Raw genomic sequence first — 12,186 nt, 5'->3', positions numbered from 1 at the left:
AGCGGGCTTCCAAGCCCGGCTGCACCGCCCGCTCATCGCATCCCTCAGTTGATCTGTATGCCCGAGTCCTCGATGAGCTTCTTCCACTTGGGACGCTCAGACTCTATGAACTGGGCGAACTCGTCGGGCGTGGTGCTCCTGGGTATTCCACTCATGGCCTCTATCTTCTGACGGAAATCCGGTGCTGTCACGACCTCGGCTATCGTCTTGCTGAGCTTTTCGAGGATCGGCTCGGGTGTGCCCGTCGGTACGACGACTCCATACCACGCGGTCAGATCATATCCCTCAAGACCTGACTCGGCCACAGTCGGTACGTCGGGCATCGAGGGCACCCGATCTAGTGACGTCACCGCCAATCCCCGCAGCATACCGCTGTCGACAAAGCGCTTCGTGGCAAAGATGCTGCCGAACACGATAGGTACCTGGCCCCCAACTACATTGGGCAGGGAGGCGCCATCCCCCCTGTAGGGAATATGCGTCATCTGTACGTCAGCCATCGACTTGAGCAGTTCTCCCGCGAAGTGAGTGCTGGTGCCTTCTCCGCCTGACGCGAAGCTGTACTTCTTGGGATGCGCCTTGAGCTCGGCGATCAATTCCTTGATCGAAGCCGCAGGCACGCTCGGATGAACGGCCACCATATTGGGCAGATAGGCGACGAATGAAACAGGCTGGAGGTCCTTCTGCGGGTCATAACCCAGATTCTTGAACATCATCTGGTTCGCGACGAGTGGGCCGTTGGTCGTCAGGAGTAGTGAATATCCGTCTGGCGGCATGCGGGTGAATTGCGCGGTTCCGACATTTCCGCCCACACCGGGTTTGTTCTCCACAAAGACCCTCTGTCCGAGCCGCTCCGACATCGCGTCGGCCAGAACACGGGCCAAGGTGTCGGTCGGTCCGCCCGCCGCAAACGGTACGACCATCCTGACCGGCTCCCTCGGGTAATCCGGATCGGCCGCCCACGCTTTCGTCATGATGGCCAGGATACTTGCCGTCAGTACCAGTCTTCCGATTGGCTTGTTCGTTGATTTCATCATCCTTGATCCCTTCCCCTCGGTTGATAGGCGCGCTGTAGTTATGGACATGTCGCGGCGGAGTAGATGTATACACAAGTTCGTTGTTCATCCGGGACTATGCGAAACAATGGCAGCCCGGACGAGAGCTCGTGGCCGGCATCCTTGTGTGATTGGATGCAAGTGCGACAAAAGGCAAGGTCCATGCCAATCTCGTGATTGCGAAGGTAGGTATGTAAGTCCCCGGTTTGCGGTTTCATCATTCGAAAGAATGTGCCTTCCTGCATGCCGAAAGAACACATCTGCCTGTGTAGAGGACACCTCGACGTCGACGTCTGGACACGGGCCCAAGCGCAGGGCGGTCCACCACGACTCTCGCAGGCAACCTGGATTCGCCAGGCGCTCCGCTTTTGCAGGGACGCTGGTGTGTTTGGGCTCATCCTGCAGGCGGGATTGAGACGCGGCATGTCGTTGGCTGCGTAGGTGGTATGGAAGTTGCCTTGAGGAAACGGACCTCCGCTTCATTTGGCGAGGCATTCAACATCACGCATCCGCGTTGAGCCACAGGGGATGAAAATCCATGCACACATCCACGTGCAAACCGTATCGCGGCCTTCGGGTTCTCGATCTGAGTCAAGGGATTGCAGGGCCGTACTGCGCAATGCTGCTCCTGGAGCAAGGTGCGGACGTCATTAAAGTAGAGGGTCCGGTGGGAGACTGGAGCCGCACGATCGGTCACCACGTCGACGGCATGAGCGCGCTTTCCATCGGCTACAACCTCGGTAAGCGTTCGATCTGCCTGGATGCCCACGTGGCGTCAGGCCGGAATATCCTGCGCAAGCTAGCCTTGCAGGCCGACGTGCTGATCGAGAGCTTTCGCCCCGGAGTAATCGACCGTCTCGGACTCTCCCATGGCGAGCTGTCGACGCATCGCCCGGACCAGGTCTATGTCTCGGTCTCGGCATTCGGCCAGGACGGCCCCTATGTCGATCGCCCCGGCTCCGATTCGACGCTGCAGGCGATGAGCGGCATGATGGTCGTCAACCGGGATGCCCAGGGAACGCCGCGCAAGGTCGGTATCCTGCTGGTCGACATCGCAACCGGCGTCTATGCAGCGCAGGCCACAGGCGCGGCGCTCTATCAGCGCGCAACGCAGGGTCGCGGCTCGCGGGTGGAGGTCTCACTGCTCGAAGCCGCCGCCGCCATTCAGAGCGGGGCGATCATCGACAAAGCCTTCAACGAAGGCCGCGCCGTGCAGGCGCTGAGCGTTCCGGCCGGCACTTTCGCTACCCGGGATGGATACATCAATGTGACGTCGCTGCACGACCGCATGTTCGCGGGGCTGTGTGCAGCGATCGGCAGGAAGGAATGGGCCAGCGACCCGCGGTTCAGCACCGCAACTGGCCGGCACGGCCACAGCGACGAAATCAACTCCACCCTTGGCCGGATCTTCGCTCTCGAGCCGACGTCATATTGGGTGGAGACGCTGAACAGGCACGGTGTCGTGTGCGGCAAAATCTCGGACTACGGAGGTTTCCTGGACGACGCGCAGGTCCGGCAGCAGGGCCTCTTCGAAACGAGCGCGCCGATCGGCGAGCGCTGCGTGCCGATCGCAAGAATACCGGGCGTTCCGGCAGACGCCGGAGCGCCGAAGCAGGCGCCGCGGCGGGGCCAGCACACGCGGGAAATCCTTGCCGAACTGGGCATCGACGAGACTGGGCAATCGCAGTTGCGCAAGGCCGGGGCTGTCTCGTGGTGATCTAGCGCGACCGGAGGCCGGTCTGCTCGCGGCCGCCCTCCAACAGACGAAGCTGCTTGTAGAGATAGGAGCGCGATATGCCGAGTTCTTCAGCCACGCGCTTCTTGTTTCCTCCGGTGCGCTCCATGGCGTCGGCTATCAACTGGAGTTCCACCCGCTGCTTGGCTTCCCGTACGTCGGACAGGGCGGCGTTGGAAGCGGCCTGCAGCGGTGGATAGCCTACCGCCGGATCCGAGCCGCTCATGGTTTCCAGGCCGCCGAAGCTCTCGATGGACAACTTGCTGTCGTCGCTGAAGATCGCAGCCCGTTCCAGTGCGTGCTGCAACTGGCGCACATTGCCAGGCCATCGGCACGACTGCAGATACCGTATCACGGCGTCATCGACGGACTTCTTGGCTACCCTGTGGCGTTCGGCGAATGCCTTGAGAAACGCCTCGGCCAGCTCCGGAATATCCTCCAGCCTGTCGCGTAGCGGCGGCAGGTGCAGCGTCACCGCGCTGATTCGATAGAAGAGATCCAGCCGGAAGGTGTTCTCATCGATCATCTTCCGGAAATCGCGATTGCTCGCCGAGATGAGGCGAAAGTCCGAGCGCATGAGACGGTCGCCACCCACGCGTTGGAACGAACCGTCCTGTAGTACGCGCAGCAGCTTCACCTGCATTTCCATCGGCATGTCGCCGATTTCATCGAGGAAGAGGCTGCTGGAATCGGACAGCTCGAACTTGCCCTTCCGGCCCCGTTTGTCTGCGCCCGTAAAGGCGCCGCCTTCATAGCCGAACAGCTCGGCCTCCACCAGCGTCGCCGGCATGGCCGCCGCATTGATCAGCGTCAGCGGCTTGTCTCCTCGCGGGCCGAGCAAGTGCAGGGCATGCGCAACCAGCTCCTTACCCGTCCCGCTTTCACCCACGAGCAGGACGGGGACGTCTAGTGGCGCCACACGCAGGATGTCCTGCTTGAGAATCTTGATGGCCTTGCTGCTGCCCACGATCTGATCCAGCCCGTGCGACCGATTGCGGATGCCGGAGAGTTCGCGCTTGTAGAAGTCGCGCTCCTGGCGCACGCGGGCCAGTTCGTTTGAGATGTCCTGGATGGCCTGGGGGATGGCCTGTGGACCTTTGAACATCACCTGTCCGATGGCGGCCACCAGATTCTTCTGCCGGTCGAAGATGGGAACGCGCGAGACGATGCGGGTAACGCCGTTGGCCTCGTGGATCTCGCCGATTTCCGGCTTGCCGCTGATCACCACCTCTTGCAGGCGTGTGTTCTCGATCACGCCGCGCACCGGCAGGCCGATCCCGCCGCCGCGCTTCAGGCCGATCGAGCGCTCGTGTATCGGGCTCATGTAGAGCACGTGCCCGCGCGAATCGACGATGTTCATCGCCTCGTAGGGATTCGTAATGAAATGCCTGAAGATGTCCGCGGCACAGTCGACAGCAGCAATGAACTCCGTCAGTTCATCTGCGTCGCCGGAGAAGATCAGAAAGCATCCGCCCTGCTCGGTGACGAGCGCAGCGGCGCTGTAGCCGTAAGCCTCGTCAGGCAGGGCGAACAACCGCTTGATGGGCGCACTCGCGCGATTTCTCCAAACCCCGGCGAGTGCCTGCGCGACGACCAGGTCGGTACCCAGGCCCGCCGCAAACTTGATGTCTCCATGCTCGTCAACGACGAGCACGCCTTCCGTGTCTCTTAGCATATGTTCTCACATCATCAACGTCACTACGCTCTTGTAGCCATGTAGCTCGTGACGGCATAGCCGCGCGAGAGTGTACTCCACGAGGGCACGTGGGACCGTGTGTCCATACCCGAGAACTTCCGGGTCCGGGCGCCCTGCCAAGGGTGCAGGGCGCGCTGCCCAGACCGGGCATTGTGCCTCACGGCAGTCGGCGAAAAATGGCATGGAAGTTGCACCCATAGATGCGTCGAACTCGGCCGGCTGCACCGTCATAGCGTAGCGGCCGTTTTCTTCATGGGCGATGTGCCCGCTGTTTTCCGCGATGCGCTCGCGGAGCTGCGTCGCGTACGGACGTCGCTGTCCGCTACGCATACATCGCCAACGACCAAAATCGATAATTGAAGTGGAGGAGTGCCATGCGGGGGCTGCTGTCTGGAATCACCGTCGTCGATCTCACGTCGGTCGTGATGGGACCTTACGCGACTCAGATCTTCGGCGACATGGGCGCCGACGTGATCAAAGTGGAAAGCCCCGAGGGCGACATCATGCGGCACATGGGCGTGGGCCGCAGCAAGGCCATGGGCCCGATCCACCTGTCGGTCAATCGCAACAAGAAAAGCCTGGTGCTCGATCTGCGCAAGGACGCGGCGCGGCAGGCGCTGCTGCGCGTGGTTGCGAAAGCGGATGTTTTCGTGCACGCCATGCGCCCCAGCGTCATCGAGAAACTCGGCTTGGGCTACTCGAAGATCAAGGAAATCAACCCCGAGATCGTCTATTGCGGCGCCTATGGTTTCGGCGAAGGCGGCCCCTATGCCAACGAGCCTGCTTACGATGACATGATCCAGGGCGTGTCGGGCTTGTGCTCCGTGAACGCCCTGCTGGCCGGCGAGCCGCGCTTCACGCCCACGATCATCGGCGACAAAGTGGCCGGCCTGACCATCGCCCACAGCATCCTCGCCGCATTGTTTCACCGGCAGCGCACCGGCGAAGGGCAGAGCCTGGAAGTGCCCATGTTCGAAACCCTTGCCTCCTTCATGCTCATCGAGCACCTCTGGGAGCGAGTCTTCGATCTGCAGAGCGGCAGCGCGGGATACCCACGCGTGCTGAGCCAACTGCGCAAGCCGCATAAGACGAAGAACGGCTACCTCTGCGTGCTCCCGTACACGGACAGGAACTGGAAGGATTTCTTTGCGCTGGCCGATCGCGGCGATCTGGCTGCCGACCCTCGGTATGGAACGCCGAACAGCCGCAGCCAGAACTACGAAACACTGTACAAGATCCTTGGCGACATCATGATGGAGCGCACCAGCGAGGAATGGCTGAGCGCGCTCAAGCCATTGAACATACCCGTGGCGCCCGTCAACAGCCTGGAGGATCTGTTCACCGACCCTCACCTGAAGGCTGTCGGCATGTTCATCCAGAAGGAGCATCCCAGCGAGGGCGTGCTCACGCAGGTCAGGCCGCCGGTCAAATTCGAGAAGACACCGAGCCAAGTGACCCGGCTGGCGCCTCGCCTGGGCGAGCACAGCCGGGAGGTGCTCGCCGGGGCTGGGCTGTCAGAGCACGAGATCTCGCTGCTGATGGAGGGCAGCGCCAGCGTCTAGGCGGGCCGTGCCGGCAGTCCGGCCGAAGGCGGCGGACTGCTCCTGTCATGGATCGGCCAGCCGCTTCAATAAATACCTACATTCCAGGATGGGATGTACCTGTTGTGTACAGCATTGCGCTTCGCGACGACACTCTCCGCGTTCCGGGCTGCGTGCACCAGGCAGAATGGGCCGGGAAAATATTGGCATCTAAATTGCATAAACGGTGTCGACCTTACTCTTGATCGGAATGTTGATGCCAACGCCATCGGACAGCCATGCCAGCAGTACCGGGCTCGTTACGCTCGCCAAGAAGGACGGCCTGGCCGTCCTGACGTTGAACCGTCCCGACAAGCTCAATGCCTTGTCGTCGGCCATGCGCGCCGAGTTCGGCAGACACCTGCAGACCATCCAGGACGATCCGGGTATCCGCGTCGTCCTGCTGCAGGCGGCAGGGCGCGCATTCTGCGTCGGGGCCGATAACAACGACATGCCGAGCGCACCGTTCGCATGGCGCGAGCGCATCATGACCGCCCAGCGCCATCACGAGGCGATCGTCAAGATGGACAAGGTGGTCATCGCTTCCGTGCAGGGGGCGGCAGTGGGAGGGGGGGCGTCGCTGGCGCTCGCTGCCGACATCCTGGTCATGTCCGAGGACGCCACCCTACGGTTTCCGTTCGTACGCCTGGGGCTCATTCCAGATGGCGGGTGCGCGCATCTTCTGCGCTCGAAGCTGGGCGTTCCCGCTGCCCTCGACCTGATGTTGACTGGAGGGTCGTTGGACGCCGGCGAGGCACGCGCGCGCGGGCTGACGCGTCGTGTCGTGCCGACCGACGCGCTGCAGAGCCGCAGCGGCGAACTGGCAGCCGAGTTGCTGAAGCTGCCGCGCGAAGCGCTCATGCTCACCAAGTCGATCAATCGCCACGGCTGGCACCAGGCGATGGCGGGGGCGCTGGCGCATGAAGCGGACGCTTTTGCACTGGCGAGCGTTGTCCGGGGGCAGCCGCCTGCCGCGAGCGTGCGGGATGGACGCGGTTGAGCAGGCCGACGGTACGCAGGCCGCCGCAAGGCCTTGCGGCGTGCACATTCACTAGCTGGAGAATTCATTCATGGCAGACAAGTTGGTAACGACGCAGCAGGATGAGTCCGTACTCATCATCCGGCTGACGAATCCGAAAAGCCGCAATTCCCTGACGATGGAGATGCGCAGGCAGCTCGGCGAGGCTGTCGAGCTGGCCGCGGGCGACACCACCGTCCGCACGGTGCTTGTGACCGGCGAAGGCCCCACCTTCTGCTCCGGCGGCGACCTGCACCATCTGCAGATGGCCTGCGATCCCTGGCCCGTCCATCGGCGCTTTCGCAACCTTAGCCAATGGCTGACTCCGCTGATCACGCTGGACAAGCCGGTCGTCGTCGGCGTCAACGGGCACGCGGTGGGCGGCGGTATGGGGCTGGCGCTGACTGGCGACGTCATCGTTGCGGGGCAGAGTGCGCAGTTCGTTTCGGGCTTCTTCAAGCTAGGCGCGATTCCGGACATTGCGGTCATGTATCACCTGCCGCGCCTGATCGGCATGTCCAACACCAAGAAGCTGCTGTTCAGCGGCGGCAGCCTTTCCGCGGCTCAGGCCGCCGACCTGGGCCTGGTGGCCAAAGTCGTACCGGACGGCGAGCTTCACGAAGCTTCCTTGAGCGAAGCCAAGCGCCTGGCTCAAGGCCCCGCCGAAGTGATGGGCCTGGCCAAGACCATCATGGCCCGAACCTTCGAGACCTCGCTACACGACATGCTGGCGTTCGAAGGCTTCGGCCAGGCGCTCGCCATGTCCAACCCGGAGTTTCGCGAAGGTCTCGAGGCTGCGCTTGCCCGGCGAAGCGCCGACTTTCAAGGCGCTGCCCTTGCGGCGGCGCATTCGACGCAGGGAGCCGGGAAATGAGCCAGACGCTGCCACAACCCGTCGTCAACGCGGATTCTCTGCCGTACTGGAATGCCGCGCGCGAGCACAAGCTGCTGATCCGCCAGTGCAAGGATTGCGGTGCCTTGCATTTCATGCCGCGCCATCTGTGTCCCGAATGCTGGTCGAATCGGTTGGGGTGGGTCCAGAGCAAGGGCACGGGAACCGTATACAGCTTCTCGATCATCCGACGTGCACCGCTGCCTGCCTTCGCGGCCACGACCCCCTACGTTACCGCGTTGATCGAACTGGACGAGGGGCCGCGCATGGTGGCCAATATCCTGGGCGACGACGCCTTGTCGGTCGGCATTGGCGACAGGGTGAGCGTGGTGTTCGAGGAGCGCGGCGACGGCGCGGTGGTTCCTCAGTTCGAACGGACCGGCGGATGATCGGCATGAGCATGAAGCAACCGCTGTCACTGAAGAACAAATCGGCGATCGTCGGTGTTGGCGAATCCGACATCGGGAAAGTGCCGCACATGACCGGGCTCGGGCTGAACGCCCAGGCCGCCAAGCGTGCGCTGGACGACGCCGGCTTGAGCGTGTCGGATATCGACGGCGTGCTCACGGCATACTCGTTCACCGAGCCGTATTTCATGCTGGGCTCGGTGCTTTGCGAGTACCTCGGCATCAAACCCAGGCTCAACGCTTCGATGGTCGTAGGCGGGGCTAGCCCGGCCGTCATGCTCAAGCACGCGACGCAGGCCATCGCCAGCGGCCAGGCCGAGACCATCCTCATCTGTGCCGGAGAGAACCGGGCCACGGGGCAGAGCAGAGATGCCGCCGTCGCTGCGCTCACTGCGGTGGGCCACCCCTATTTCGAGCAGCCCTATGGCACGTCGGTCCCGGGCTTCTACGCCATGATCGCGCAGCGCCACATGCACGAATACGGCACGACGCGCGAACAGCTCGCCCACGTCGCGGTGAACACTCGTGCGCACGCCTTGCTGCATCCGAACGCGCACATGAAGACGCCGTTAACGCTGGAGCACGTTCTGACGGCCAAGCCCATTGCCGACCCTCTGGGCATGCTGGACTGCTGCCTGATCTCGGACGCAGGCGGGGCGTTCATCGTGACGTCCGCCGAGCGCGCCCGCGATCTCAAGGCAAAGCCCGTGTACCTGCAGGGCATCGGCGAATACCACACGCACGAACACCTGCTGTGCGCCGCCAGCCTGACCGAGTTCGGCGCCACCGAGTCGGGCCGGATCGCCTACGAAATGTCAGGCTTGAGCCCTGCGGACATCGACCTGGCCGAGCTTTACGACTGCTTCACGATCGTTCCAGCCCTCGAGCTGGAGGAGCTGGGGTTCTGCGAGCGCGGTGAAGGTGGACATTTCTTCGAGAGCGGCAAAGCGCGTATCGGCGGCGCGCTGCCCGTGAACACTCACGGCGGCATGCTCTCGCATGCGCACGCCGGTGCTGCGGGCGGGCTGTTCGGCATTGTGGAAGCCGTCAGGCAGCTTCGAGGAGGGCTAGGCGCCCGCCAGGTGGAGGGCGCCCAGGTGGCTCTGGTGCACAACGAGGGCGGCATCCTGTCGTCTCACTGCACTGTGATTCTCGCCAACGATAAGGGTTAGGTGTGAGGCGTTCGACAGGACAGTGTTCAACCATCTTCCAGGAGTCATGCAATGGCGGCAACGAATTTCATCGGACGTGGCAAGTTCTTCGAGGATTTCGAGATCGGGCAGGAGTACGTCAGTCCTGCGCGCACGGTGACGCAGACCGACATCGTCAACTTCGCCTGCCTTTCCGGCGATTTCAACGAAGTGCATACGAACTTCGAATATTGCAAGAACACGCCGTTTGGTGAACCCATCGCACACGGCCCCCTGGTGTACGCCATCATGGGCGGCCTGCAGTACGCCAGCGGCCTGAACGACGGAACCTTGCTGGCGCTGCTGCAGATCGACAAGTGGCGCCTGCTCGAGCCGGTCAGGCACGGCGACACCATCAGGCTGCAATCGCGTGTCATCGAAAAGAAGGCAAGCAGCAAGAGCGATCGTGGCGTCGTGACCTTTCAGCGGCAATGCGTCAAGCAGGACGGTTCAGTGGTGCAGGAAATGACCGCGACGCTGCTCTATCGCCGCCGTGGGCACTGAGGACACGACGCAATGAAAATGCAAAGAAGAGCGCTTCTGGGCGCCATGCTGGCTTCGCCCTTTCTGGCGGGCATCGCAAAATCGTCCGATAGGCCTTTGAGGATCGTCGTTCCGTTTCAGGCAGGCTCCGCAACCGATACCGCGGCGCGCATCATCGGCGAAAATCTGGGCAAGGCGCTGGGACGTTCGGCGGTGATCGACAACAAGCCCGGCGCGGAAGGCCTCCTCGCGGTCAAGGAGGTCATGAGGGCAGAGCCGGCAGGTGATGTCCTGCTGTTCTCCACCAACACGGCCATCACTGGCATCAATACGTTCCATCCCGAGCCGTTCTACGATCCGCTTACCGATCTATCGCCGATCATCAAGATCGGGGACTTCCCCTTTCTGCTGGTCGCCAACGCCAGCCTGCCGTTTCAGGACGTGAAAGCGTTCCTCGAATACGCTCGCACCAATCCGAACAGGCTCACATACGCGTCCGGGAGTTCGTCCTCCATCATCGCGATGGCCCAGCTCATCGACATGGCCGGGCTGGCTCTCCACCATATTCCCTACAACAGCGAACCGCCGGCAGTCATCGACCTGGTGGGTGGCAGGATCGACGTCATGTTCGCGACGCCCACGACGACGGCGGGCTTCATAAAGGAGGGAAAGCTTCGCGCGATGATGACCACGACGCCGGCGCGGTTGGTGCAGTTTCCGGACATTCCCACAATGGTCGATTCTGGCTATGCCAGCATGCCGCTGGTCCCCTGGGGAGGTTTCTTCGGGCCAGCCAGGATGCCGGCCGAGACGAGAGCGGCGCTGAGCCAAAACATCGGCGCAGTGCTGGCGAGTCCAACCGTCGCCAACGCGCTCTCTGATCACCACATCTCCGTCACCACATTGAATCCCGACGAATTCACCGATTACCTGCGCGAACAACTCGACCTGTCGTTGCAAGTGGTGCGAAAGAACAACCTGACCAGAAAGTGACAGGCGCCGAACGCTTTGCAATGCAAGGCATGCAGCCGTGCCGGGCGGCAATCGTTCGACAGGTCGTGCGATCAACGATCTTCAACCCATCCATATAAAGAGAGGAGTCAATGAACATCATTCGGAAATCATTGCTGGCGGCTGCGAGCCTGCTGACCATCGCGACCACAAGCGGCCAGGCCGCCGCGGCCGGATATCCCGAGCGTCCGATTCGACTCGTGACGCCGTATGCGGCCGGCGGGCTTTCCGACATACTTGCCCGTACACTGGCACAGGAGCTGTCCAAGCGCCTAGGGCAATCCGTCCTGGTCGACAACAGGACCGGCGCGGGCGGCATCATCGGCATGGACGTGGTGGCCAAGGCCGAGCCGGACGGCTATACGCTGGTATTGACGAGCCAGGGCCTGGCGAGCGTGAACACGACGCTCTATTCGAACCTCCCCTACGACACCTTGAAAGACTTCACCGCGATTTCGTCGATTGCGAAATTCTCGCTGGTGCTCGTCAGCAATCCGGAAAGCCCGCTCAAGACGCTCGACGATTTCATCGATGCCGCCAGGAGGAACCCGGAATCGATGAACTATGGCTCTGCCGGCAATGCGTCCACGGCGCACCTCACTATGGAAATGCTGAAGGAGCGCACCGGCATGGATGTCATGCACATCCCTTATAAGGGCGAGGCGCTGGCCTTCACTGAACTGCTGGGAGGTCGGATCAACGCGACCTTCGCTACAGTGGGCGGGGCGCTGCAGTTGATCCAGTCGAACAAAGTGCATCCGATTGCCGTTGCCGACGACAAGCGCAATGCACTGCTGCCCGAGGTGCCCACCGTCGAGGAATCCGGAGTCAAGGACTTCAACGTCTTCGGCTGGTATGCCATTCTCGCGCCGGCAAAGGTCCCGCAAGACGTGGTGGATACCCTGGGTTCGGCGCTCATGGAGATCGGCAGGGACGAGGAATTCCGCAAGGCCATGGCCGCACGTGGGATGGAGGCGGTGGGCAGCACGCCGGAGCAGGCCACGCAGCTCATTCGCGATGAGACGGAGCGCTGGGGCGAGATCATCACGAAGGTCGGCATCAAAGTCGATTGAATCTTCAGCGCCCGAGAGAGCAATACTCAATGAATCCAGGCTGTACGGG

The 12,186-nt window shown here is 62.3% G+C and carries 11 protein-coding genes; 9 read left to right on the top strand and 2 right to left on the bottom strand.

Going from position 1 to position 12,186, the window contains the following annotated elements:
• Positions 1–44: 44 nt before the first annotated feature.
• Positions 45–1,034 (bottom strand): Bug family tripartite tricarboxylate transporter substrate binding protein, encoded by a 990-nt coding sequence (locus tag FOZ76_RS16095; RefSeq protein ID WP_143949277.1) that lies wholly within the window; start codon positions 1,032–1,034, stop codon positions 45–47.
• A gap of 556 nt (positions 1,035–1,590) precedes the next feature.
• Between FOZ76_RS16095 and FOZ76_RS16090 the strand changes: the two genes are divergently transcribed.
• The gene (locus FOZ76_RS16090; RefSeq protein WP_143949276.1) at positions 1,591–2,769 is read left to right on the top strand and encodes a CaiB/BaiF CoA transferase family protein; all 1,179 of its coding nucleotides are present in this window, start codon (positions 1,591–1,593) and stop codon (positions 2,767–2,769) included.
• Between the two features lies 1 nt (position 2,770).
• Here the strand turns inward: FOZ76_RS16090 and FOZ76_RS16085 are convergent, their stop codons facing one another.
• Complete coding sequence (locus FOZ76_RS16085; protein ID WP_342781879.1) at positions 2,771–4,441, bottom strand: sigma-54 interaction domain-containing protein; 1,671 nt, start codon at positions 4,439–4,441, stop codon at positions 2,771–2,773.
• Between the two features lie 416 nt (positions 4,442–4,857).
• Here FOZ76_RS16085 and FOZ76_RS16080 point away from each other — a divergent pair, with 416 nt between their 5' ends.
• From FOZ76_RS16080 to FOZ76_RS16045, 8 genes are all read left to right on the top strand, one after another.
• The gene (locus FOZ76_RS16080; RefSeq protein ID WP_143949274.1) at positions 4,858–6,045 is read left to right on the top strand and encodes a CaiB/BaiF CoA transferase family protein; all 1,188 of its coding nucleotides are present in this window, start codon (positions 4,858–4,860) and stop codon (positions 6,043–6,045) included.
• 205 nt (positions 6,046–6,250) lie between these two features.
• A complete protein-coding gene (locus FOZ76_RS16075; protein ID WP_246129556.1) occupies positions 6,251–7,063 on the top strand; it encodes an enoyl-CoA hydratase/isomerase family protein in 813 nt (270 codons plus the stop codon).
• 70 nt (positions 7,064–7,133) lie between these two features.
• Complete coding sequence (locus FOZ76_RS16070; protein ID WP_143949273.1) at positions 7,134–7,955, top strand: enoyl-CoA hydratase/isomerase family protein; 822 nt, start codon at positions 7,134–7,136, stop codon at positions 7,953–7,955.
• On the top strand, positions 7,952–8,362 hold the full coding sequence (locus tag FOZ76_RS16065) for a Zn-ribbon domain-containing OB-fold protein (protein ID WP_143949272.1): 411 nt from the start codon (positions 7,952–7,954) through the stop codon (positions 8,360–8,362). The genes FOZ76_RS16070 and FOZ76_RS16065 overlap by 4 nt, the downstream gene beginning before the upstream one ends.
• A gap of 5 nt (positions 8,363–8,367) precedes the next feature.
• The gene (locus tag FOZ76_RS16060; RefSeq protein WP_246129555.1) at positions 8,368–9,552 is read left to right on the top strand and encodes a thiolase C-terminal domain-containing protein; all 1,185 of its coding nucleotides are present in this window, start codon (positions 8,368–8,370) and stop codon (positions 9,550–9,552) included.
• A gap of 51 nt (positions 9,553–9,603) precedes the next feature.
• Complete coding sequence (locus FOZ76_RS16055; RefSeq protein WP_143949271.1) at positions 9,604–10,074, top strand: MaoC/PaaZ C-terminal domain-containing protein; 471 nt, start codon at positions 9,604–9,606, stop codon at positions 10,072–10,074.
• A gap of 12 nt (positions 10,075–10,086) precedes the next feature.
• Entirely contained in the window at positions 10,087–11,046 is a 960-nt protein-coding gene (locus FOZ76_RS16050; RefSeq protein ID WP_143949270.1) for a Bug family tripartite tricarboxylate transporter substrate binding protein, read from the top strand.
• A gap of 110 nt (positions 11,047–11,156) precedes the next feature.
• Positions 11,157–12,137, top strand: coding sequence for a Bug family tripartite tricarboxylate transporter substrate binding protein (locus FOZ76_RS16045; protein ID WP_143949269.1), 981 nt, complete (start codon positions 11,157–11,159; stop codon positions 12,135–12,137).
• Positions 12,138–12,186 lie beyond the last annotated feature (49 nt).

The sequence above is a fragment of the Verticiella sediminum genome, assembly GCF_007558815.1.
In the GTDB taxonomy this organism is placed as follows: Bacteria; Pseudomonadota; Gammaproteobacteria; order Burkholderiales; family Burkholderiaceae_B; genus Verticiella; species Verticiella sediminum.
Note: the sequence above shows the minus strand (reverse complement) of the source record. Positions and strands in the feature narration are given on the sequence as shown.